General features: G+C 72.7%; 22 protein-coding genes and 1 riboswitch. Of the genes, 17 read left to right on the plus strand and 5 right to left on the minus strand.

Going from position 1 to position 23,019, the window contains the following annotated elements; translation table 11 throughout:
• Positions 1–47: 47 nt before the first annotated feature.
• Positions 48–2,390 (minus strand): chitinase C-terminal domain-containing protein, encoded by a 2,343-nt coding sequence (locus tag ABZX67_RS30950; RefSeq protein ID WP_355367272.1) that lies wholly within the window; start codon positions 2,388–2,390, stop codon positions 48–50.
• Positions 2,391–2,629: 239 nt separating this feature from the next.
• Positions 2,630–2,760: riboswitch (FMN riboswitch) on the plus strand.
• A gap of 228 nt (positions 2,761–2,988) precedes the next feature.
• On the opposite strand from ABZX67_RS30950, the gene ribD reads away from it, so the two are divergent.
• The 10 genes from ribD to ABZX67_RS31000 all read left to right on the plus strand — a co-directional run bounded on the left by ribD (position 2,989) and on the right by ABZX67_RS31000 (position 11,716).
• The gene (gene ribD, locus ABZX67_RS30955) at positions 2,989–4,056 is read left to right on the plus strand and encodes a bifunctional diaminohydroxyphosphoribosylaminopyrimidine deaminase/5-amino-6-(5-phosphoribosylamino)uracil reductase RibD (RefSeq protein ID WP_355367327.1); all 1,068 of its coding nucleotides are present in this window, start codon (positions 2,989–2,991) and stop codon (positions 4,054–4,056) included.
• 2 nt (positions 4,057–4,058) lie between these two features.
• Positions 4,059–4,667, plus strand: a complete 609-nt coding sequence (locus ABZX67_RS30960) for a riboflavin synthase (RefSeq protein WP_355367275.1) — start codon at positions 4,059–4,061, stop codon at positions 4,665–4,667.
• A gap of 56 nt (positions 4,668–4,723) precedes the next feature.
• Positions 4,724–5,299: a nicotinamide mononucleotide transporter family protein gene (locus tag ABZX67_RS30965; RefSeq protein WP_355367330.1), complete on the plus strand. Its 576-nt coding sequence runs from the start codon at positions 4,724–4,726 to the stop codon at positions 5,297–5,299.
• Positions 5,300–5,420: 121 nt separating this feature from the next.
• Positions 5,421–6,701: a bifunctional 3,4-dihydroxy-2-butanone-4-phosphate synthase/GTP cyclohydrolase II gene (locus ABZX67_RS30970; RefSeq protein ID WP_355367278.1), complete on the plus strand. Its 1,281-nt coding sequence runs from the start codon at positions 5,421–5,423 to the stop codon at positions 6,699–6,701.
• A gap of 32 nt (positions 6,702–6,733) precedes the next feature.
• A complete protein-coding gene (gene ribH, locus ABZX67_RS30975) occupies positions 6,734–7,219 on the plus strand; it encodes a 6,7-dimethyl-8-ribityllumazine synthase (RefSeq protein WP_355367281.1) in 486 nt (161 codons plus the stop codon).
• An 81-nt stretch (positions 7,220–7,300) separates the two neighbouring features.
• Complete coding sequence (locus tag ABZX67_RS30980) at positions 7,301–7,573, plus strand: phosphoribosyl-ATP diphosphatase (protein WP_355367284.1); 273 nt, start codon at positions 7,301–7,303, stop codon at positions 7,571–7,573.
• A gap of 53 nt (positions 7,574–7,626) precedes the next feature.
• Positions 7,627–8,475: an ATP phosphoribosyltransferase gene (hisG, locus tag ABZX67_RS30985; protein WP_355367287.1), complete on the plus strand. Its 849-nt coding sequence runs from the start codon at positions 7,627–7,629 to the stop codon at positions 8,473–8,475.
• A 39-nt stretch (positions 8,476–8,514) separates the two neighbouring features.
• Entirely contained in the window at positions 8,515–8,964 is a 450-nt protein-coding gene (locus ABZX67_RS30990) for a PH domain-containing protein (protein ID WP_355367290.1), read from the plus strand.
• Between the two features lie 242 nt (positions 8,965–9,206).
• A complete protein-coding gene (locus tag ABZX67_RS30995) occupies positions 9,207–10,547 on the plus strand; it encodes a hemolysin family protein (RefSeq protein WP_355367292.1) in 1,341 nt (446 codons plus the stop codon).
• Entirely contained in the window at positions 10,544–11,716 is a 1,173-nt protein-coding gene (locus ABZX67_RS31000) for a hemolysin family protein (protein WP_355367295.1), read from the plus strand. Before ABZX67_RS30995 ends, ABZX67_RS31000 begins: the two co-directional genes overlap by 4 nt.
• A 34-nt stretch (positions 11,717–11,750) precedes the next feature.
• Here the strand turns inward: ABZX67_RS31000 and ABZX67_RS31005 are convergent, their stop codons facing one another.
• Complete coding sequence (locus ABZX67_RS31005; RefSeq protein ID WP_355367298.1) at positions 11,751–13,724, minus strand: AAA family ATPase; 1,974 nt, start codon at positions 13,722–13,724, stop codon at positions 11,751–11,753.
• Positions 13,725–14,173: 449 nt separating this feature from the next.
• On the minus strand, positions 14,174–14,803 hold the full coding sequence (locus tag ABZX67_RS31010) for a hypothetical protein (protein ID WP_355367301.1): 630 nt from the start codon (positions 14,801–14,803) through the stop codon (positions 14,174–14,176).
• A 157-nt stretch (positions 14,804–14,960) separates the two neighbouring features.
• Between ABZX67_RS31010 and ABZX67_RS31015 the strand changes: the two genes are divergently transcribed.
• From ABZX67_RS31015 to ABZX67_RS31025, 3 genes are all read left to right on the plus strand, one after another.
• Positions 14,961–16,364 carry a C39 family peptidase gene (locus ABZX67_RS31015; RefSeq protein ID WP_355367304.1) on the plus strand — a complete coding sequence of 468 codons (1,404 nt, stop codon included), beginning with the start codon at positions 14,961–14,963 and terminating at the stop codon, positions 16,362–16,364.
• A 145-nt stretch (positions 16,365–16,509) separates the two neighbouring features.
• A complete protein-coding gene (locus ABZX67_RS31020; protein WP_355367307.1) occupies positions 16,510–16,650 on the plus strand; it encodes an SCO1431 family membrane protein in 141 nt (46 codons plus the stop codon).
• Positions 16,651–16,845: 195 nt separating this feature from the next.
• Positions 16,846–18,018: an acyl-CoA dehydrogenase family protein gene (locus ABZX67_RS31025; RefSeq protein WP_355367310.1), complete on the plus strand. Its 1,173-nt coding sequence runs from the start codon at positions 16,846–16,848 to the stop codon at positions 18,016–18,018.
• 22 nt (positions 18,019–18,040) lie between these two features.
• On the opposite strand, the gene ABZX67_RS31030 is transcribed toward ABZX67_RS31025, so the two are convergent.
• Together ABZX67_RS31030 and ABZX67_RS31035 are read right to left on the minus strand one after the other, a co-directional pair.
• Positions 18,041–18,256, minus strand: coding sequence for a hypothetical protein (locus tag ABZX67_RS31030; protein WP_355367313.1), 216 nt, complete (start codon positions 18,254–18,256; stop codon positions 18,041–18,043).
• A gap of 128 nt (positions 18,257–18,384) precedes the next feature.
• Positions 18,385–18,786, minus strand: coding sequence for a hypothetical protein (locus ABZX67_RS31035; RefSeq protein WP_355367315.1), 402 nt, complete (start codon positions 18,784–18,786; stop codon positions 18,385–18,387).
• Between the two features lie 204 nt (positions 18,787–18,990).
• On the opposite strand from ABZX67_RS31035, the gene ABZX67_RS31040 reads away from it, so the two are divergent.
• From ABZX67_RS31040 to fxsA, 4 genes are all read left to right on the plus strand, one after another.
• A complete protein-coding gene (locus tag ABZX67_RS31040; protein WP_236239047.1) occupies positions 18,991–19,431 on the plus strand; it encodes an Lrp/AsnC family transcriptional regulator in 441 nt (146 codons plus the stop codon).
• A 22-nt stretch (positions 19,432–19,453) separates the two neighbouring features.
• Positions 19,454–21,064 (plus strand): amidohydrolase, encoded by a 1,611-nt coding sequence (locus ABZX67_RS31045; RefSeq protein ID WP_355367318.1) that lies wholly within the window; start codon positions 19,454–19,456, stop codon positions 21,062–21,064.
• 412 nt (positions 21,065–21,476) lie between these two features.
• Positions 21,477–22,271, plus strand: coding sequence for a polyprenol monophosphomannose synthase (locus ABZX67_RS31050; protein ID WP_355367321.1), 795 nt, complete (start codon positions 21,477–21,479; stop codon positions 22,269–22,271).
• Positions 22,272–22,340: 69 nt separating this feature from the next.
• On the plus strand, positions 22,341–22,922 hold the full coding sequence (fxsA, locus tag ABZX67_RS31055) for an FxsA family membrane protein (protein ID WP_355367324.1): 582 nt from the start codon (positions 22,341–22,343) through the stop codon (positions 22,920–22,922).
• Positions 22,923–23,019 lie beyond the last annotated feature (97 nt).

Here is a 23,019-nt window from a genome sequence, read left to right on the forward strand (position 1 = left end):
GCGGCAAGGGCCGTTCATCCGCCGCCGGGCTCCGTCCCGCTACCGGGTCAGCAGGCGCCGAGGTCCTGCCAGACACCCCACTCGCCGGTGGTGCCGGGCTCCTCGCCCTTCGTCCACCACTTCGCCTTCCAGGTGCGGGACGCATGGGACACCGTGGTGCCGGAGCCGTACGCGGTGGCCGCGCTCCACGCGGGTGCGGTGCACGCACCCGGCGTCGGCGTGGGAGTCGGGGTCGGGTTCGTCGGGTCGGGCGACGGACCGGTGCCCGAGCCCGGCTCGACCACCGTCGTGCCCCGCGCCAGATCCCCGGCCAGCGCGTACGTCGTGCCGCCGATGTTCACGGTCCAGTTCCACGGCGTCGACACCGGCAGGTAGTAGTTGAAGGACAGCTCCACCGACGCACCCGGCGCCAGCGTCTGCCACGCCGGCAGCTTCAGCGACACGCGGTGGAAGTCACCCTTGAGCCCGCCCACATTGGTCCCGGTGTGATCGCTGCTGATCACCTTGGTGCCGAAGCCGGACTGGTCCGAGGCGTTGCCCGGGGCCGACGTGGAGTAGTCGAACTGGAACTCCGTACCGCCCGGCAGCGTCGTCTTCGTGTGGTTGGTGATCTTCACCTTCGGCGTGATCGGGTAGTTGGAGTCACCGAGCTTGAACTCGCCGAACTCCACACCGATGTGGACGGCCTTGGTGGGCAGCGCCTTGTTCGCGACCTTCGCGCCGTACGGCGTGGCCGCCTTGAACTTGTCGTACATCAGCGAGGTCAGCGTGGAGCCGGGCTCGTACTGCCCCTTGGCCGCGTTCCAGCCGTAGTCGCCGGCCAGCTCCCACACCATCGTGCCGCCGATGCCCTTGTCCACGACGTAGTCCGCCTTGCGCGCGACCGACTGCTCGTCCTCGGTCGACAGGAAGACCTTCTTCTCGGCGTTCCACAGCCACGGCGCGACCAGCGTCGAGTCGTACTTGCGCGTGTACGTGCCGGTCAGACGGGTGTCGGCGGGGAAGCCGTAGCTCTTCAGGTAGTCGCCCAGAACCCCCTTCTCCAGGTTCTTGGCGTGCCACATGGGGTTGGAGCCGGCCGGCGACTCCTTGCCGTTGTCGTCCTTGTCGTGCCACAGGTTGTCGATGCCGACCGCGCCGTCACCGCACTTGGTCAGGCCGGACCCGGCCGGGCAGGTGGTCGCGGCCGCCTTGCCCCACAGGCCGTCCGTGCCGCCCTGCACGTTCTTGTGGCCGCGGGTGTAGTACGGCAGGCCGATGTTGATGCGCCCGGCCGGCATCGAGCCGCGGAAGTAGTGGTACGCCCAGTCGGTGTTGAGGTAGCCGATGCCGCCGTACTGCTGGCTGCCGTAGACGTTCGCCGCCGCGAGCTCCGCGTCCTTGCCGTCGTCGAAGAGCGAGGCGTTCGGGCCGACGTACTCGTTCCAGGCGCCGTGCAGGTCGTAGGACATGATGTTGACGTAGTCCAGGTACTTCTGGACCTGGAAGGTCTCCATCCCGCGCAGCAGGTAGCCCGAGGAGGGCGCCGCGACGGTCAGCAGGTAGTGCTTGCCGTCGGCCGCGCCCGCCTTGTCCAGCTTCTCGCGCAGGGTCTTCATCAGGGCCGCGTAGCCCTTGACCAGCCCCGCCCGGCGGGCGTTGGAGACGGAGTAGTCCAGCGGGTTGCCCGCGTCCTTCATCGACGTCGGGTACTCGTAGTCGATGTCGACGCCGTTGAAGCCGTACTTCTTGATGAACGCGACCGCCGAGTCGGCGAAGGTGTCGATGCCCGCCTGGTTCACCGAGCCGTCGGCGTTGGTGGCCATCGTGTAGAAGCCGCCGGAGTTGACGCGCTTGCCGCTGTCGTCGAAGTACCCGCCGGTCTCGGCCCAGCCGCCCACCGAGATCAGCGTCTTGACGTCCGGATGCTGCTTCTTGAATTTGTTCAGCAGGTTGAAATGCCCCTTGTACGCGTACGAGGGGTCCATCTCCGCGCCCGCGACGCCCGGCCAGGTCATGCCGGTCGCGGCGTTGTTCGGGCCGTCCGTGCCGACCGACAGCTTGTTGGCCGAGTCGATGTGACCGAAGGCGTAATTGATGTGGGTGACCTTGTCCCACGGGATGTTCGAGGCGAGGTAGGCGGGCGTGCCGTCCTTGCCGGTGCGCCAGCCGGTGAAGTAGCCGATGACGCGGCGCTGATGGTCGGCGCCCATCTTCTCGCGGCCCTCGGTGTCGTAGACCGAGCAGTACGGGACGTCGACACCGGAGGTCTTGTACAGGCCGTCGGGGCGACAGCTCTCGTGGTCGGTGGCGGCGTGGGAGACGCCACCGGTCAGCGAGCCGAGCAGCAGCCCGGCGGTGGCGACGCCGGATGCGAGCAGCGTGGCTCGTCTGTGTGTGGGGGACAGCACGGTCGGTTCCTCCTGTGGAGGTTCAGGGCACACAACTGGCAAGGGGATGGGTCGTGTTCGGCCCTGGTGTGCGCACACCGGCGGGTGACGCAGAGATTAAAAGGACTAGACCAACGGGTCAATAGGTCTGGACCACCGATCGACGGGTCGACGGCCCGCCGGCCCGTCTGTGAGTCAGGACACACCATTCGCCCGCGTGACCGACGATCGTCCGTGGCACACTTGCCCTGTATCAGCAGCAGCGCACTCCGGGGTCGGTGTAATTCCGAACCGGCGGTTACAGTCCGCGACCCGGCCGCATCCAGTGGCCGGTTGACCAGGTGAAATTCCTGGACCGACGGTGAAAGTCCGGATGGGAGGCAGTGCGCGGCGGGCGACCCTTCAGTGGGTGTGCCGGCCGTAGGTGTGCTGGTCGCCGGTTTCCCGGCGCCCGGTCCCGTCGGCCTCGGCATCCCTGTGCGATGGTGTCGTCCCGCTCCCTGTCGTCATCGACAGGCCCCGGAGTCCGCGCCCGAAGAGGCAGGAGGACCCGGTGGCCCCCGCAGCGGACGCCCACGTGCCCGGCACGGCAGACGCCGACAGCGCCGACCGCGCCGCGATGCACCGCGCCCTCGCACTCGCCGCCCGCGGACTCGGCTCCACCAGCCCCAACCCCGTCGTCGGCTGCGTCATCCTCGACGCCTCCGGACACGAGGTCGGCGCCGGCTGGCACGAGCGCGCCGGCGGCCCGCACGCCGAGATCCACGCCCTGCGCCAGGCCGGGGTCCTCGCCCGTGGCGGCACCGCGTACGTCACCCTCGAACCCTGCAACCACACCGGCCGCACCGGCCCCTGCGCGCAGGCCCTCATCGAGGCCGGCATCGCCCGGGTCGTGTACGCGGTCGCCGACCCCAACCCCCAGGCCACCGGCGGCGCCGACACCCTGCGCGCCGCCGGGATCGAGGTCGTCCCCGGAGTCCTGGCCGCCGAGGCCGAGGCCGGGAACGCCGCCTGGCTCACCTCCGTACGCCTCGGCCGCCCCTATGTCCTGTGGAAGTACGCCGCCACCCTCGACGGCCGCATCGCCGCGCAGGACCGCACCAGCCGCTGGATCTCCTCCCCGGAGTCCCGCGCCGACGTCCACCGGCTGCGCGCCGAGGCCGACGCCGTCGTCGTGGGCGCCGGCACCGCCCGCGCGGACGACCCGCACCTCGCGGTACGCGGTATCGAGGGCGCCGTCCAGCCGCTGCGGGTCGTCGTCGACACCGAGGCCACCGCCGTCAAGCCCGGCGCCCGCGTCCTGGACGACGCCGCGCCGACCCTGATCGCGGTCGCCGAGGACGCCGAGACCCACCTGCCCGAGGCCGTGCGGCTGCCCCGCTCGGCCGACGGCCGGGGGCTGTCCGTCCCGGCGCTGCTCGCCGCCCTGCACGACCGCGGCGTCCGCTCCGTACTCCTGGAGGGCGGCCCGACCCTCGCCGGGGCCTTCGTCGCCGCGGGGGCCGTCGACAAGGTCGTCGCCTACCTGGCCCCGGTCCTCCTCGGCGCGGGCCCGGCCGCCCTCGCCGACGCCGGGATCACCACCCTCACCGACGCGCTGCGGCTCGACGTCACCGAGACCGTCCGCATCGGCCCCGATCTTCGTATCACTGCCACCGTCGCCACCGTCGCATCGAAGGAGCGCTGAGCGTGTTCACCGGAATCGTCGAAGAGCTGGGTGAGGTCACCGCCGTCGAACGCCTCGGCGACGCCTCCCGCTTCCGTCTGCGCGGCCGCCTCGTCACCGAGGGCGCCAAGCACGGCGACTCGATCGCCGTCAACGGCGTCTGCCTCACCGTCGTGGACACCGCCGACGGCGAGTTCACCGCCGACGTGATGGCCGAGACGCTGAACCGCTCCAGCCTCGGAGCCCTGGGTCCCGGCTCCCGCGTCAACCTGGAACGCCCCATGGCGGTCGGCGACCGCCTCGGCGGCCACATCGTCCAGGGCCACGTCGACGGCACCGGCACCATCCTGGCGCGCACCCCCTCCGAGAACTGGGAGATCATCAAGATCTCCCTCCCGGCGGAGCTGAGCCGCTACGTCGTCGAGAAGGGCTCCATCACGGTCGACGGCGTCAGCCTCACCGTCGTCGACGCGGGCCCCGACCACTTCACGGTCAGCCTCATCCCGACCACCCTCGCCCTCACCACGCTCGGCATCAAGGAGCCCGGCGACCCGGTGAACCTCGAGGTCGACGTGATCGCCAAGTACGTCGAGCGCATGCTCGGCGACCGCAGCCGGGAGGCAGCCCAGTGAACTGGCTCAACTCCGAGGCCTTCACCGCCTTCGGCCAGCACATCCTCTGGTCGGACATGCTCGGCAACACCATCGGCCTGATCGCCCTCGCGCTCGGCTGGCGCCGCTCCATCCTGACCTGGCCCGCGCAGTTCCTCTCCGGGGGCATCCTGATCGCCGCCTACGCCTCCGCCCAGCTCAGCGGCGGTGTCGGCAAGCAGCTCCTGGTCATCGGCGTCGCCCTGTGGGGATGGCGGCAGTGGCACCAGGGCAGGCAACAGGCACAGGACGGCTCCATCGCCGTCCGGTTCGCCTCCTGGAAGGAGCGCGGGCTGCTGCTGGCCGGGGCCGTCCTCGGCACCCTCGCCGTGGGTGGGCTGTTCACCCTGTACCCGACACTCTCCTGGAGCCCCTGGGCCGACGCGTACATCTTCGTCGGCACGCTCGTCGCGATGGTGGCCCAGGCCCGTGGCCTGGTGGAGTTCTGGTTCGCCTGGCTCCTCGTCGACCTGGTCGGCGTCCCCCTCGCGTTCAGCAGCGGCCTCGCCTTCTCCGGCCTGGTGTACGTGATCTACTTCGCCCTCGTCATCTGGGGCATGCGCGACTGGTGGCTTCGGACGCGCACTCCCGCCCTGGAAGGAGCACTCCTGTGAGCGACGCGTGCGCGGCCGCCGGGTCGCAGACGAACGTGATGCCCGCACCTCTGCGCCGCGCAGGCGGAGATGGGGGCACCCTCTGGCCGAAGGCCATGGGGGAGAACGAAAGGAACGCGGCATGACCGCCCTCAGCATCTGGGACGCCACCGATCTCGCGCTCGACCCCGTCGAGCAGGCCATCCGCGACATCGCCGCCGGCCGCCCCGTCGTGGTCGTCGACGACGAGGACCGGGAGAACGAGGGCGACCTCGTCATCGCCGCCGAGAAGGCCACCCCCGAGATCGTCGCCTTCATGATGAGCGAGTGCCGCGGCCTGATCTGCGCCCCCATGGAGGCCGACGAGCTCGACCGGCTCCAGCTGCCGCAGATGGTCACCGACAACACCGAGTCGATGAAGACGGCCTTCACCGTCTCCGTCGACGCGGCCCCCGTCCACGGCGTCACCACCGGCATCTCCGCCGCCGACCGCGCCACCACCCTCCAGCTGCTGGCGGCCGGCACCTCCGAGCCGTCGGACTTCGTCCGCCCCGGCCACATCTTCCCGCTGCGCGCCCAGCCCGGCGGCGTCCTCGTCCGCAACGGCCACACCGAGGCCGCCGTCGACCTCGCCCGCCTCGCCGGGCTGCGCCCGGCCGGCGCGATCGTCGAGATCGCGGGCGAGGACGGCGTGATGCTGCGCCTGCCCGAGCTGGTGCCCTTCGCCCGCAAGCACGGCTTGACGATCATCTCCATCGAGGACCTGATCGCCTACCGCCGCAGCAACGAGCCCACCGTCCGCCGTGAGGCCGAGGTCCGCCTCCCGACGGCGTACGGCGACTTCACCGCATACGGCTACCGCTCCACCGTCGACGGCGTGGAGCACGTCGCGCTCGTCCACGGCGAGGTCGGCGACGGCGACGACGTCCTCGTACGCCTCCACTCCGAGTGCCTGACCGGCGACATCTTCCACTCGCAGCGCTGCGACTGCGGACCCCAGCTCGAGGAGTCCATGCGCCGCGTCACCGAAGCCGGCCGCGGCGTCGTCGTCTACCTGCGCGGCCACGAGGGCCGCGGCATCGGCCTGCTGTCCAAGCTGCGCGCGTACGAGCTCCAGGAGCGCGGCCGCGACACCCTCGACGCCAACCTGGAGCTCGGCCTGCCCGCCGACGCCCGCGACTACGCCGCCGGCGCGCAGATGCTCGCCGACCTCGGCGTACGCAGCCTGCGGCTGATGACCAACAACCCCGAGAAGATGAGCGCGCTGGTCCGGCACGGCCTCACGGTCAACGGCCGCGAGCCCATGCCCGTCCAGGCCGGCGAGCACAACCTGCGCTACCTGCGGACCAAGCGCGACCGGATGGGCCACGACCTGCCCTGGCTCGACGCCGCCGCCGGCGCGTCCCCCTGCAACAACCAGTAACCCCGAGAACGAAGCACGAGGAGAGTACGCACGTGAGCGGCAAGGGTGCACCCGAACTGAGCGTGAAGAACTGCGGCGACCTCCGCGTCGCCGTGGTCGCGGCCCAGTGGCACGAGAAGATCATGGACGGCCTCGTCAACGGCGCCCTGCGCGCCCTGCACGAGCTCGGCATCGACGAGCCGACCCTGCTCCGGGTCCCCGGCAGCTTCGAGCTCCCCGTCGTCGCCAAGGTCCTCGCCGGCCGCGGCTACGACGCGGTCGTCGCGCTCGGCGTCGTCATCCGCGGCGGCACCCCGCACTTCGAGTACGTGTGCCAGGGCGTCACCCAGGGGCTCGTCCAGGTCTCCGTCGACACCGGCGTCCCCGTCGGCTTCGGCGTGCTGACCTGCGACACCGAGGAGCAGGCCCTCGACCGCGCCGGTCTGGAGGGGTCCCACGAGGACAAGGGCCACGAGGCCGTCACCGCCGCCGTCGCCACCGCCGCCACACTGCGTACGGTGAGCGAACCCTGGCGCTGAGCGGCCCACCCGTCGCCCACCACCCCGTCAACGGAGGCGCTACGCGCCCGCCTTTTGGCACCCCGTACTCTTAGGACCATCATGGCGAACAAAACCTTCGAAGAGCTCTTCGCCGAGCTGGAGCTCAAGGCCAAGACCGGCGACCCCGCCACCTCCCGCACCGCCGAGCTGGTGGACAAGGGCGTCCATGCCATCGGCAAGAAGGTCGTCGAGGAGGCCGCCGAGGTCTGGATGGCCGCCGAGTACGAGAGCAAGGACGCCGCCGCCGAGGAGATCTCGCAGCTGCTGTACCACGTCCAGGTGATGATGGTGGCGCGCGGGATCTCCCTCGACGACGTCTACGCCCACCTCTGAGCCCGCTCCTCTTTCACCGAGAACCTCCTTTTCACAGTTAGGAAGCCCACCCCATGCTGCGCATCGCCGTCCCCAACAAGGGTTCACTGTCCGGACCTGCGTCGGCGATGCTCCATGAGGCCGGCTACCAGCAGCGCAAGGAGTCCAAAGAGCTGGTGCTGGTGGACCCGGAGAACGAGGTCGAGTTCTTCTACCTCCGCCCCCGCGACATCGCCATCTACGTCAGCTCCGGCAAGCTCGACATCGGCATCACCGGCCGCGACCTGCTGCTGGACTCCGGCGCCAACGCCGAGGAGATCCTCCAGCTCGGCTTCGCCCGCTCCACCTTCCGGTACGCCACGAAGCCCGGCACCGCGAGCGGCCCCGCCGACTTCGGCGGCATGACGATCGCGACCTCCTACGAGGGCATCGTCGCCAAGCACCTCGCGGACCAGGGCATCGACGCCTCTGTCGTCCACCTCGACGGCGCGGTCGAGACCGCCATCGAGCTCGGTGTCGCCCAGGTCATCGCCGACGTCGTCGAGACCGGCACCTCCCTGCGCAACGCGGGCCTGGAGGTCATCGGCGAGCCGATCCTGAAGTCCGAGGCGGTCGTCATCCGCCGCACCGGCGCCCCGTCCGACGACCCGAAGGTGCAGCAGTTCCTGCGCCGCCTCCAGGGCGTCCTGGTCGCCCGCAGTTACGTGATGATGGACTACGACTGCCGCGTCGAGCACCTGGAGCAGGCCGTCGCCCTCACCCCGGGCCTGGAGTCGCCGACCGTCTCCCCGCTGCACCACGAGGGCTGGGTCGCCGTGCGCGCCATGGTCCCCGCCCGGGAGGCGCAGCGGATCATGGACGACCTGTACGCCCTCGGCGCGCGTGCGATCCTGACGACCGAGATCCACGCCTGCCGCCTCTGAGACGGCTCCCCGAGAACGGCCCCCATGAGAACGGCGCCCATGTCCGACACCCAGATCCCCGCGCTCCCGGTCACGTTCCGGCCCCTCCGCACAAGAGTGGTGCTCCTCTCCGTGGGCGCGGTGATGTTCGCCGTCATCACGGCGGTCGCCCTCATGCTGGAGCGGCTCAACGCCGGTGAGCGCGCGAGCTTCGTCTTCGTCGCGGCCCTCTTCTTCGCCGTCCTGGCCCTGCTGAGCCGCCCGAAGGTCGTCGCCGACGAGTCCGGCGTCACCGTCGTCAACCTCACCCGCACCCGCCGCCTGGAGTGGGCGGAGATCCTGCGCGTGAACCTCCGCGAGGGCGACCCCTGGGTCTTCCTCGACCTCAGCGACGGCACGAGCCTGCCCGCGCTCGGCATCCAGCCGGGCATCGGCAAGCAGCAGGCCATCCGCGACGCGCGCGCCCTGCGGGCCCTGGCCGAGAGCCGGGGCACGTCGGCGGAGCGCTGACCTGGACGAATCAGTCGCCCGCGGGGCGTATGTCCCTCGTACGGGCGCCGACCCCCTGCCCCACCCGGCCCTGGCGTGTTTACTCTTGTGGCGGTGGCGCCGAGTGCGCCACCGCCTCGCGCATACGGCGGCAGCAGCACCTTTCCGCCGGCGGGGCACCTGCGACCCGAGGAGTGACTCCCTCCAGCAATGGACGGATCGTCCGGTAGTACCTGCGCCGCCCCCTTCGAAGAGGCGGCGGCATGATCATCCCCCTTCTGCTGCTCGCCGCGGCATTCCTTCTGATCCTCGCCAACGGCTTCTTCGTGGCCGCCGAGTTCGGCCTGGTCACGGTGGAGCGGGCGGACGCCGAGCGCGCCGCCGCCGAGGGCGACCGGCGGGCCCGTACCGTCGTCCGGGCGCTGCGGGAGCTGTCGTTCCAGCTCTCCGGCACCCAGCTCGGCATCACCATCACCTCGCTCGTCGTCGGCATGCTCGCCGAGCCCGCGCTCGCGCAGCTCCTCGACGGGCCGCTCACCGCGGCCGGGCTGCCCCAGGGGGCCGTCCCCGGCGTCGCGGTGGTGATCGGCATGCTGGGCGCGTCCGCCGTCCAGATGGTGATCGGCGAGCTCGTACCCAAGAACTGGGCGGTCTCCCGCCCGCTGCAGGTCGCGCGGTTCGTCGCCGGCCCGCAGCACGCCTTCTCCACCCTCTTCCGGCCGGTCATCGCGCTGCTCAACGCCGTCGCCAACCGGCTGGTGCGGCTCCTGGGCGTCGAGCCCACCGAGGAGCTCGCCTCCGCCCGCACACCCGGCGAGCTGGTCTCGCTCGCCCGGCACTCGGCGCGGGCCGGCGCCCTCGAACAGGACACCGCCGACCTCTTCGTCCGGACGCTCGCGCTGGGCGGGCTGACCGCGCAGCACCTGATGACGCCGCGCGTGAAGGTCAGCGCCCTGCGGTCCGACGCCACCGCCGCGGACGTCGTCAACCTCACCCGCGCCACCGGTCTGTCGCGCTTCCCGGTCTACCGGGACCGCATCGACGAGGTCATCGGCATGGTGCACCTCAAGGACGCGCTCGCCGTGCCCGCCGCCCAGCGGCTGCGCACCCCGGTGGCCGACGTGGCCCTGCCGCCCCTCCTGGTCCCCGAGACGCTGCCCGTCCAGGCGCTCCTGGAGCGGCTGCGCAGCGAGCAGCCGATAGCCGTCGTCGTGGACGAGTACGGCGGCACGGCCGGGGTCGTCACCCTGGAGGACATCGTCGAGGAGCTCGTCGGCGAGGTCCGCGACGAGCACGACGCCGAGGGCGACGACCTGCCCGAGCTCGTCTCCGTCCCCGCCGAGGACGGCCACCCCGCCTGGGAGGCCGACGGCAGCTGCCGCGTCCACACCCTCAAGCGGATAGGCCTCGACGTTCCCGACGGGCCGTACGAGACCGTCGCCGGGCTCGTCGCCGACCTGCTCGGCCGCATCCCGGCCCCCGGCGACCGCGCCGAACTGCCCGGCTGGCGCCTGGCCGTCCGCCAGGTCGACCGCTACCGCGCCGAGCGCGTCCGGCTCGTCCGCACCGCCGACCTGGCCCACGCCGTGGAGGCGGCCCGATGAGCGTGCTCCAACTCCTGTTCGCGGGTCTGCTGGTCCTCGCGAACGGCTTCTTCGTCGGCGCCGAATTCGCCCTTGTGTCCGTGCGCCGCAGCCAGATCGAACCGCTCGCCGCCGCGTCCAAGCGGGCCCGCCAGGTGCTGTACGGCCTGGAGAACCTTCCGCAGATGATGGCCGCCGCGCAGTTCGGCATCACCATCTGCTCGCTCACCCTGGGCGCCGTCGCCGAGCCGACCGTGGCGCACCTGCTGGAGCCGGTGTTCCACGCCGTGCACCTGCCCGAGGGACTGATCCATCCCCTCGGCTACGTCATCGCGCTCGCCGTCGTCGTCTTCCTCCACCTCGTCATCGGCGAGATGCTCCCGAAGAACCTGGCCATGGCCGCGCCCGAGCGGACCGCGCTGTGGCTCAGCCCGGGGCTGGTCGGCTTCGCCAGGCTGTGCCGCCCGGTGACCGCGGCGCTGGGCGCGTGCGCGCGGCTCGTCCTGAAGGCCTTCGGCGTCGAGCCGAAGGACGAGGTCGAGGCGGTGTTCACCAGCGCCGAGCTCGGGCGGCTCGTCGAGGACTCCGGCCAGGCCGGGCTGCTCGACCCGGCCGAGCAGGAGCGCCTGGAGGACGCGCTGGAGCTGGGCAGCCGCCCGGTCTCCGACGTCCTCATCCCGCGTACGTCCCTGGTGACGGTCACCCCGTCGGTCACTCCGGCGCAGGTCGAGGCGCTGACGGTCCGGACCGGGTACTCCCGCTTCCCCGTGCGCGCGGAAGGCGGCGGCGGGGTCTTCATGGGGTTCGTGCACGTCAAGGACGTGCTGGACCTGGAGGACGCCGACAAGGCCGTACCGCAGCGCGTGTGGCGGCCGATGGCCACCCTGCGGGCCGAGCTGCCGCTCGACGACGCCCTCACGGTGATGCGCCGCGCGGCCACGCACCTCGCGCAGGTCGCGGACGCGTCCGGACGGGTCCTCGGGCTGGTGGCGCTGGAGGACGTGCTGGAGATGCTGGTCGGCGAGGTACGCGACCCCGCGCACCGCGCGCCGGCGCCCGCGCCCGCGGCCGCGGCCGTGGAGCCGACGGCTGACGTGCTCACCGGGGCCGTCCTCGGCTCCGAGGCCATCGGGTCGGATGCCATCGGGCCGCGCCCGGCCGCCGCGGAGGGCGTGCTCGCCGCGCAGTAGCGGGGCCGGTCCGGGTGCCGGCGCGGTACCCCGGTCAGTAACCCGGCGGCTCCTGCGGGCCGCGGTCCACCGGACCGCGGCCCGACAGCACCTCGCCGTACGCCTGCATCAGGTCCGGCAGCCGCAACGTGGCTAGGTCCTCGCGGCCGGGCGTCCCGGTGTAGCCCGACAGTCGCAGATCGCGGTACGCGCACGACTTCTCGTACAGCGTGCGCAGGAAACGGCCGTTGCCCAGCTCGTCGATCCAGCCCTGCTCCACCACGTGCGTGCTGATCGAGCGCAGCTCCTCCAGCGCCTCCTCGTCCCACGCGTCGCCGTTCGCCGCGGCCAGCACCTCGCCGATCGCGGTCAGTTCCAGCGGCCGGTACGAAGGGAAGTCCACGCGTGTCGTGAACCGCGACGACAGGCCGGGGTTGGTGGCCAGGAGCCGGTCCATGCCCTCGGGGTAGCCGGCCAGGATCACCACCAGGTGATCGCGGTTGTCCTCGGCGCGCTTGAGCAGCACCTGGAGCGCTTCGTCGCCGTACGCGTCGCCCTTGCTGTAGCCGGAGTTGGAGAGGGCGTACGCCTCGTCGACGAAGAGCACCCCGCCGAGCGCGGAGTCGATCAGCTCGTTGGCCTTCACCGCCGTCTGCCCCAGGAACTCGCCCACCAGGTCCGCGCGTTGCGCCTCCACCAGGTGGTCGCCGCCGAGCAGCCCCAGCGCGTAGAAGACCCGCCCGAGGATCCGGGCGACGGTGGTCTTCCCGGTACCGGAGGGGCCCGAGAAGACAAAGTGACGTTTCGGCGGCTGGACCGGAAGGCCCTGCGCCGCGCGCAGCCTGGCCATCTCCAGCTGCGCCGACAGCGCCTTCACCTGCCGCTTCACCGGCTCCAGGCCCACCATCCGCTCCAGCTCGGCGAGCGCCTCGGCGAGCAGCGCCGGGTCGGTCGGGCTCGCCGGGAACGGCGGCGACTTCGGCCGACCGGGTCCCGCAGCCTTCTCCCGTACGCCGTGGAGGGGCGGTACCGCCCCGCCCCTCGGAGGCTGGGACGGCGGCGAGGACGGCGAGGACGAGGGGGGCGGGGCCTGGGGCGCCTGCGGTGTCTGAGGCGGCGGCGCGTCCACGCCGCCCTCGGACAGGTCCCCGGAGTCCCGGCCGTCGAGCACGCCGTCCTGCGCGGCCCCGGCCCCCGCCCCGGCCAGCGACACCGCTGCGAGACCGGCCGCCGCGGCGGCGGCTTCGTCCGAGCCGTCGAACCCGTCGTACTCGGCGATCGCGGCCAGCCGCGCGGCGGTGTCCATGAACGCCGGGTCCACCCGGTGCACGGCCCGGTACAGCGGGAGCGCGGCGGCCGTGCGGCCGGTGCCCTCATGGGCCCGCGCCAGCCAGTAGCGCAGCTCCTTGCGCTGCGGCTGCTCGCTGCGGCAGCGCATCAGCGCGGCGGACAGCATCGGCTCGGCCTGCCCGTACATCTCCAGCCTGACCCGGGCCATGCCGCCGAACAGGCCGGCCTCGATGCCGAGCAGCGGATCGTCGACGAGCGGCTCGGTGTGGCGTACGAGCTGGTCCCAGTCCTTGACCAGGTACGCCCGGCAGGCGTGCAGGAACCGCACCTGCGGGTCGGTGTCGACGGGCGGGAGCCCCGCCAGCGCCCGGTCCAGCTCCGGCACATGGCGGCCGTCCAGCCAGTGCGAGGCGTGCGCGAGCAGCAGGTCGCGCGGGCTCTCCAGCACCGGCTGCACCCACCACCCCAGCCAGTACCAGGAGTTGAGCTTGCGGCGGTGGCGGGCGCGCTGCTCGCCGAAGCGGTCGCGGTTGCGGTACATGCGCAGCAGCGCCGTGGTCGTGTCCACTCTCAGCGCGTGCAGCCCGAGCCAGCCGTCGGCCATGCCGGGATCGATCCGCACCGCGGTGCGGAACTCCTCCTCCGCCTGCGGATACGCGCCCATGGTGTAGGCGTCCACGCCGCGCAGCCAGGCGAGGTCGGCCGGGGCGTGCGCGCCGCCCTGCGTGCCGAAGTCCATCGGGTCCCCCACAAACCGTGCCCTCGTACCTCCTCCCGCCGGGCGTCGCCGCCCGCCGGAAGCCTGCCCAATCGCCCTCTTGTGAACGGGATCTGCCGAACGGGATCTGCCGCACCGAGGTGCACCGAGGTGTACCGAGAGGCATCGTACCTGCGCACTGCGTGTGCGACGAAGGGCGCCGAGAGGGTCCGAGGGCGGTGGCGAACGGCTTCGGACGCCCGCCGACCACAGTGACCGACGGTGAGCGTCGGCGGCCCGAGCGGCGGCGGGGGAGGGGGTGGAGGGCAGAACGAAGCCCCCGATCACGGGGGAACAACCGGGGGCTTCGCGTCTGCGGCGGCTCCGGAAAGCCGCACATTGAGAACGTAAGACCAGTACGCCCCGTCGGTCAAGCGAAGTTGAGGCACTCTCGGAGGCTGAATTCCGACTGCTCAGTACGGTGGCCGAAGTCAGTCACACTGGGTGACGACATGGTTCTGACCGGCTGTCCCGGCAGGCCCTGGCAGCCACTCGTATCCCTCTGGACACTCCCGTACCAGGGTGTCGGCGTAGGGACGGGACGGGTCCGCCTCGAAATGGCGTGTCTCCGCCACTGTCCATCCGTCCCAGAACGCGGACTGCGCCGGTCCGTCCCGGTGACGGCCCCGCGCCCACGACTCGGCGGCCCCGCGCTCCATCCAGAGCAGCCGGGCCAGAGAGGGGCGCAGGTCACGGCGGCCCGCGCCCACGCCCTCGATCAGGGCGACGGGGGCGGGCGGCAGCTCCCGGGCCGGACCGGCGAAGCGGCGCGAAATCCAGTCGTACGAGTGAAAGCGCGCCACCTCGCCGCGGTGCAGCGGATCGAGAACCTGGGCCCGGAAGCGGTCCGTCCACGCGAACAGCTCGTCGTGGCTGGCGATGTCGTCCAGATGGAGGACCGGAGCGCCGCCGAGGGCCGCCGCGAGCCGCTCCGCGAACGTGGACTTGCCCGAGCCGGCGTGGCCGTCGACCGCGATGAGACGCACCGGCCCGCAGGAGGGCGGCAGCCCTGCCAGTTCGCCGGCCAGGCGGCGGAGGTCGAGGCGGCGGGGCTGGTCCATGCGGCCACCCTACAAAGCCCCGCTCGAAGCCGGTCGGCCGCTCCCCGGCGCCGTTGCTGGTGGATCCGGCCCCGACGTCGGATAGTGGGCGCACCTGTCGTGCACTTGTCGCCCCATCCGTACAGCTGTCCGTACATCCCGACTGGGGGTCACCGCCATGACCAACTCCACGCCGCCCTCCACGCCGCCCTCCGCATCGGCGGGCGCGGCGCGCAGAACCGTGCTGGCCGCCGCCCTCGCGGCCGCGGGCTCCGCGGCGGCGTCCGCCGCGCCGGCGGTCGCTTCGCCCGCCGCCCGCATCACCTCCGCCGCCCCGGCCGCGGCGCCCGCCGGCCTCGTCGACAACCGCTTCTGGACCTCGTACACCGACTGGCGCTCCGGCGACCACGCCGGCACCCGCCCGGTCGCCACACGCCGGCCCGCCCTGGTGATCGGCGCCCCCGCCGGGCGCACCGACCACACCGACCCGCACACCGGCAGCACGTCCGTGTGGGAGTACGCCACCTGGACCTCGCCCCGCCACACCTCCACCGTCCCGGCCACCGAGCTCATCGCCTCCTGGAACGCCGACACCCCGCCGGGCACCTGGATCGCCGTGGAGCTGCGCGGCCGGTACGCGGACGGCACCGAGACGCCCTGGTACGTGATGGGCCGCTGGGCGGCGGGTGACACGGACATCCGCCGCACCTCGGTCGACGGGCAGGGCGACGGCCGGAGCACGGTTTTCACCGACACCGTCGCCGTGGACGACGCCGCGAGCGGCGTGCGCCTGGTCGCGTACCGGCTGCGGCTCACCCTCCACCGCCGGCCGGGCAGCGGGCTCACGCCCACGGTGTGGCGGCTCGGCGCGATGGCGTCGGACATCCCGGACCGCTTCACCGTCCCGGCCTCGGCGCCGGGCCCCGCCCGCGAGCTGGTGGTGCCGCGCTACTCCCAGCACACGCACATCGGGCAGTACCCGGAGTACGGGGGCGGTGGCGAGGCCTGGTGCAGCCCCACCTCCTCGCAGATGGTCATCGAGTACTGGGGCCGCCGGCCCACGGCGGCCCAGCTCGCCTGGGTGAACCCCGCCTTCGGGGACCCGCAGGTCTGCCACGCCGCCCGCCACACCTACGACCACCAGTACGACGGCTGCGGCAACTGGCCCTTCAACGCCGCCTACGCCGCCACGTACGACGACCTGAGCGCGGTCGTCACGCGGCTGCGGTCGCTGACCGAGCTGGAGACCCTGATCCGGGCCGGCATCCCGGCCATCACCTCGCAGTCCTTCCTCAAGGAGGAGCTGACCGGAGCCGGTTACGGCACGGCGGGCCACCTCATGACGGTGATCGGCTTCACGGACGACGGCGACGTGATCGCCAACGACCCCGCGTCACCGTCGAACGCGGCCGTACGCCGCGTCTACCGGCGCCGGGAGTGGGAGAACATCTGGCTCCGGACGAAGCGCTACAACGCCGCCGGGAAAGTGGTGTCCGGCACAGGGGGCGTCTGCTACCTGTACTGGCCCGCCCACCCCACGGCCGCGCAGCGCAGGGCATTGGAGGCGGTCGGCGTCCGCTGAGCGGCACTGGGACGGCACCAGGCGGCCCCGGGCGTGATGAACGTCTCTACCCCGGGGCCCGCCCGCGCTGGCACTGTGGATGGCGCCGTGGGCGTCGTCCACGGCGCCCCCGCCCGACCACACCGCACACCGCCCGGAGACCCTCATGACCGCTGCCGCCGCTGCCGCCCCCCGCGTCCGTACCGGAGGGCCGAAGGACGACGGCCCCGAGCTGCTCGAGCACATCCTGGGCTGGGTGCTCGTCGTCGTGTTCGCCATGCTCGTCACCCGCGTCGGCCTCTTCTGAGCCCCGTCCGCGGCCCCCGCCGGTGACCCCGTGACGGGAGACCGCTGATCGGGCATACTCAACGCGCCACAGCCGCTGGCCAGCTCATTTCCGTGATCCGGGAGGGCAGCATCGGCGAGGCAGTGAGATCGGCGGCGCCGCCCACCCTAGTCGCGTGCGCCCGCCGTAGCGCCCGACAGGGAGGAGAGCGCCGCAATGTCCGACCGCGCCCCGCAGCCGGTGGAACGTCAGCTGCCCACCGAGGAGTCCAGGGATCTCATCGCCCTGGTACGCGACATCGCGCAGCGGGAGATCGCTCCCCGCGCGGCCGAGGAGGAGGACGCCGGCCGCTTCCCCCGGGAGATCTTCACCCTGCTCTCCGAAGCGGGCCTGCTCGGCCTGCCGTACGGCTCCGACTTCGGCGGTGGTGACCAGCCGTACGAGGTGTACCTCCAGGTCCTCGAAGAGCTCGCCGCTGCCCGCCTCACCGTCGGCCTCGGCGTCAGCGTCCACTCGCTCTCCTGCCACGGCCTGGCCGCGTACGGCACCAAGGAGCAGCGGACCGAGCACCTGCCCGCCATGCTCGGCGGCGGTCTGCTGGGCGCGTACTGCCTCTCCGAGCCGTCCTCCGGCTCGGACGCGGCCTCGCTGCGCACCAGGGCCGTCCGGGACGGCGACGACTGGGTCATCAGCGGCACCAAGGCCTGGATCACCCACGGCGGCGTCGCCGACTTCTACACGGTCATGGCCCGTACGGGCGGCGAGGGCGCGCGCGGCATCACCGCGTTCCTGGTGCCCGGCGACGCCGAGGGCCTCACCGCCGCGGCGCCCGAGAAGAAGATGGGCCTGAAGGGCTCGCCCACCGCCCAGCTGCACTTCGACGGCGTCCGTGTCCCGGACGCGCGCCGCATCGGCGACGAGGGCCAGGGCTTCGCCATCGCCCTGTCCGCGCTGGACTCCGGCCGCCTCGGCATCGCGGCCTGCGCCATCGGCGTCGCCCAGGCGGCGCTGGAGGAGGCCGCCGCGTACGCCACGCAGCGGCAGCAGTTCGGGCACCCCATCGCGGACTTCCAGGGCCTGCGGTTCATGCTCGCCGACATGGCCACCCAGATCGCGGCGGGCCGCTCCCTGTACCTCGCCGCGGCCCGGCTGCGCGACGCGGGCCGCCCCTTCTCGCGCGAGGCGGCGATGGCGAAGCTGTTCTGCACGGACGCGGCGATGCGCGTCACCACCGACGCTGTCCAGGTGCTCGGCGGCTACGGCTACACCGCCGACTTCCCGGTGGAGCGCTATCTGCGCGAGGCGAAGGTGCTCCAGATCGTCGAGGGCACCAACCAGATCCAGCGCATGGTCGTCGCCCGGCACCTGCTGGGCCCCGAGTCGCGCTGACGGCACCCGCCCCGGGCCCCGCTCAGCGGGGGTCGGGCGTGTCCGCGGTCCCGCGCGCGCCGATCGGCGTCCACGTCGGGGCCGAGACGAGGCGGGTCCACTCCTGGTCGCGGCGGCCCGGTACGGTACGGCCGCTGCCGGCCCAGTGACGGATCAGGGCGCGGTAGATCGGCGGGTCGGCGGCCGGGTGCGGAACCGATTCTTCCGACGCGGGCCGCGTCGAGTGCGGCGAGCTCATGCCACGCCAACGCGGCGCGGACGCGGTAGTCACCCCCGTACCGAATCGGGCAGCAGTTCGCCCGGTCCCGCACCACGCCGGTGCGGGACCGGGCGACGCCGATCGTCATGGAGCGTCTCGCACGCGCCTCAGGCGGCCCGCCGCATCTGCGGCACCTGGGGCGCCTGCTGCGCCTCCGCCCTGCGCGGCACCTTGATCGGACGCGAGCCGGGGCCGCCCACGTGCGAGAAGGGCTGCGTCCGCCAGTCGAGCCCCTGAGGGAGCGTCAACAGCAGTCCGGTGTCCTGCTCCTGGAGGTCCAGCGACTCGTCGGCGGGGCGCGCCTCCGAGGCCGGCCGTCCGGTGCCGGAACACACCGACAGCACGAACGGGTTCCACGGTGTGGGGCACAGCGCGTGCTCGGGCAGCACGTCCTCGTCCGCCAGCAGCGCGATGGGCTGTGCGCAGTCCGGGCAGATGACCCGGACCATCTCGTACGTGTCATAGGGGTCGAGCTCGTCCGTCTCGACCGAATCAACAGGCTCCTGCATGGAGAATCTCCCCCTCGGGTGGGCCGACCAGGCTCATGCGGCCTCGACCACAGCAAGCAATTCCCTTCCGGTCCACCGAATAACCATCCGGTTACGGGGGACTCGGGCCCCAAACCTGTGGTGTTGGTCACATGCCGCTCGCAGGTGCCCCTCTGACGTGCCTCCGACTGTGCCGTAGGGCGCCCGGGGCAATAGGTTGACCGCATGGAGGAGCTGGATCGTCAGATCGTCGAGTTGCTCGTCAAAGACGGGCGCATGAGCTACACCGACCTGGGCAAGGCCACCGGCCTGTCCACCTCGGCGGTGCATCAGCGCGTACGCCGTCTCGAGCAGCGCGGAGTCATCCGCGGCTACGCCGCGGTCGTCGACCCCGAAGCGGTCGGCCTGCCGCTGACGGCGTTCATCTCGGTGAAACCGTTCGACCCCAGCGCCCCCGACGACATCGCGGACCGGCTCGCCGACATCCCCGAGATCGAGGCCTGCCACAGCGTCGCCGGCGACGAGAACTACATCCTGAAGGTGCGCGTGGCGACCCCGCTGGAGCTGGAGCACCTCCTCACCCGGATCCGCTCCCAGTCGGGTGTCTCCACCCGGACGACGGTGGTCCTGTCCACCCCGTACGAGGCCCGGCCGCCGCGCGTCTGAGCACGTATCTAGGCTGGTCACCATGACCGAGACCGCACACCGCACCGTGCTCCTGCGCGGTGGAGAAGTCCACAGCCCCGCCGATCCCTTCGCCACCGCGATGGTCGTGGAGCGCGGCCATGTCGCGTGGGTGGGCTCGGAGGGAGCGGCGGACGCCTTCGCCTCGGGTGTGGACGAGGTGATCGACCTCGAAGGCGCCCTGGTGACCCCCGCCTTCACCGACGCCCACGTGCACACCACGGCCACCGGCCTCGCCCTCACCGGCCTCGACCTGTCCGGCGCCCGAACGCTCACCGAGGCCCTTGAGCTCGTACGGGCGCACAGCGCCGCACGCCCCGGTGACCGGATCCTCCTCGGGCACGGCTGGGACGCCTCCCGCTGGCCCGAACAGCGCCCCCCGTCCCGTACGGAGCTCGACGAGGCCACCGGAGGGCGCCCGCTGTACCTGCCGCGGATCGACGTCCACTCGGCGGTCGTCACCAGCGCCCTGCTCGACCTGGTGCCCGGCGTCACCGGCCTGACCGGCTACCACCCCGAGCGGCCGCTCACCGCCGCCGCCCACCACGCGGTGCGCGCGGCCGCGCACGCCGCCGTCACACCGGGCCAGCGCGCCGAGGCCCAGCGCGCCACGCTGCGCCGGGCCGCCTCGCTCGGCATCGGCACCCTCCACGAGTGCGGCGGCCCCGAGATCTCCGACGAGGACGACTTCACCGCCCTGCTGGCCCTCGCCGCCGACGAGCCCGGGCCCCGCGTCGTCGGCTACTGGGCCGACACCGACGTGAAGCGGGCGCGGGCCCTCGGCGCCCTCGGCGCGGCCGGCGACCTCTTCGTGGACGGCTCCCTCGGCTCCCACACCGCCTGCCTCCACGAGGCGTACGCCGACGCCGACCACACCGGTATCGCCCACCTCGACGCGGCCGCTGTCGCCGCCCACGTCACCGCCTGCACCGAGGAGGGCCTCCAGGCCGGCTTCCACGCCATCGGGGACGCCGCCGTCGGCGCGGTCGTCGAGGGCGTACGGACGGCCGCCGAGACCCTCGGCCTGGCCCGCGTGCGCGCCGCCCGCCACCGCGTCGAGCACGCCGAGATGCTCACCCCCGAGACCATCGCCGCCTTCGCCGAGCTCGGCCTCACCGCCTCCGTGCAGCCCGCGTTCGACGCGGCCTGGGGCGGCGAGGACGGCATGTACGCCCAGCGGCTCGGCGCCGAGCGGGCGCGCACGCTGAACCCCTACGCCGCCCTCCTGCGCGCCGGGGTGCCGCTCGCCTTCGGGTCCGACAGCCCGGTGACCCCGCTGGACCCGTGGGGCACCGTCCGCGCCGCCGCCTTCCACCGCACGCCGGAGCACCGGATCTCCGTCCGGGCCGCCTTCACCGCCCACACGCGCGGCGGGTGGCGGGCGATCGGCCGCGACGACGCCGGTGTGCTCGCCCCGGGCGCCCCGGCCGACTACGCGGTCTGGCGCACCGGCGACCTGGTCGTCCAGGCGCCCGACGACCGGGTCGCCCGCTGGTCCACCGACCCGCGCTCCGGGACGCCGGGCCTGCCCGATCTCACGCCGGGGCTGGAGCTCCCCGTCTGCCTGCGCACGGTCGTCGCGGGGCGGACCGTCTTCGTGCGACCGAACGAGTGAGATAGGGACATTTCGTACGGGATCCACGCCCGGCGGGGGTCCTCCGCGACCTGCGGATCTTCGTCTCTGACCTGGCCGTACGGTCAAGAGCCGCAGGTCCCGGGGGTGTTGACAGCGAACGGTCGGGGGCCGGTAGGTTCGGCCGGGTCCACCACAGGCGTCCGACCGACGTCCGTCCGGCCGACGGGGAACGAGGAAGCTTCTTCCGGCCGGTGGTCCCCGGCTCCTACGGAGCGGGGGAGGAGGGTGCGACCCGGGTGGGGCCCGGACGTTCAGTAGACAACGGCTCTCGGTCGACCCGCAGCCAGCGGGCCCCAGGTCGGCCCGAAGGACGCCGGGCCCCGGTCCGCGGACCCCTGCGACGCCGCTGGTCGCTATGGTGGAGCCCAGCGTACGGACGTAAGGGGCAGCAGTGAACGACGGTGGTCAGAGTCGCCAGAGCGACCAGACCGGTCAGAGGCGATACGGTCCGCTCGGCAAGGCCCTGGTGATCATCCCCACCTACAACGAGGCCGAGAACATCAAGCCGATCGTGACCAGGGTGCGGGCCGCCGTGCCCGACGCCCACGTCCTGGTCGCCGACGACAACAGCCCGGACGGCACCGGCAAGCTCGCCGACGAGCTGGCCGCCGAGGACGACCACGTCCACGTCCTGCACCGCAAGGGCAAGGAAGGGCTGGGCGCGGCCTACCTGGCGGGGTTCCGGTGGGGCATCGAGCACGGCTACGGCGTGCTCGTCGAGATGGACGCCGACGGCTCCCACCAGCCCGAGGAGCTGCCGCGCCTGCTGACCGCCCTCAAGGGCGCCGACCTGGTGCTGGGCTCCCGCTGGGTCCCCGGCGGCCGGGTGGTCAACTGGCCGAAGTCCCGCGAGTTCCTCTCCCGTGGCGGCAGCACCTACTCGCGCCTGCTGCTGGACGTCCCCATCCGCGACGTCACCGGCGGCTTCCGGGCCTTCCGCAAGGAGACCCTGGAGGGCCTCGGCCTCGACGACGTGGCATCCCAGGGCTACTGCTTCCAGGTCGACCTCGCCCGCCGCGCCGTCGCCGCCGGGTACCACGTCGTCGAGGTCCCGATCACCTTCGTCGAGCGCGAGCACGGCGACTCCAAGATGAGCCGGGACATCGTCGTGGAGGCGCTGTGGCGCGTCACCGCCTGGGGCATCGGCTCCCGCGCCGACCGAGTCATGGGCCGCAAGCGCTCCTGAGCGCCGCCGCTCGCTTGCCTGACCACCCCTTTACGCCGCCCTGGCGCGGTCTTGGGCACACTGGGGGGCATGATGACCGGCTCACCGCCCCCTCCCGCCCGTAAGCGCTCACGCGCCCGCACGCTCGTCCCTCTCGCCGTCGCCGCCTGGCTGGTGGTGGAGATCTGGCTGCTGACCCTCGTGGGCGGCGCCGCCGGCGGGCTCACCGTGTTCGCCCTGCTGGTCGGCGCCGGGATCGTCGGCGCCGCGGTGGTCAAGCGTGCGGGGCGGCGGGCCTTCCGGACGCTCACCGAGACGCTCCAGCAACAGCAGGCGGGCGCGGGTCCCGCCCCGGACCGGGGGAGTACCGGAAACGGCTTCCTGATGCTCGGCGGGCTGCTGCTGATGCTGCCCGGGCTGCTGTCGGACGTGGCTGGCCTGCTCCTGCTGCTGCCGCCGGTCCGTGCCATGGCGGGGCGCTACGCGGACCGGGCGCTGGACCGGCGGATGCGCGCGATGGTGCCCGGCTCCCTGGGCGACGCCTTCCAGCAGGCCCGTATGCACCACCCGGACGGCAAGGTCGTGCAGGGCGAGGTCATCCGCCCCGACGCGCCGGGACCGCGGCCCGGCCCGGACGGCGGCGAGGGCCCCCGCCCGCCGCTGACGCCCTGATCCGTTCCGGCGCCGGGCGTCGCGCGTACAGGACCGTACGACGTCAAGACGCCAAGAGCCGCGGGGCGGCGGTACACGCGTGGTGTACCGCCGCCCC

Source organism: Streptomyces sp. NPDC003036, assembly GCF_040611175.1.
GTDB lineage: Bacteria > Actinomycetota > Actinomycetes > Streptomycetales > Streptomycetaceae > Streptomyces.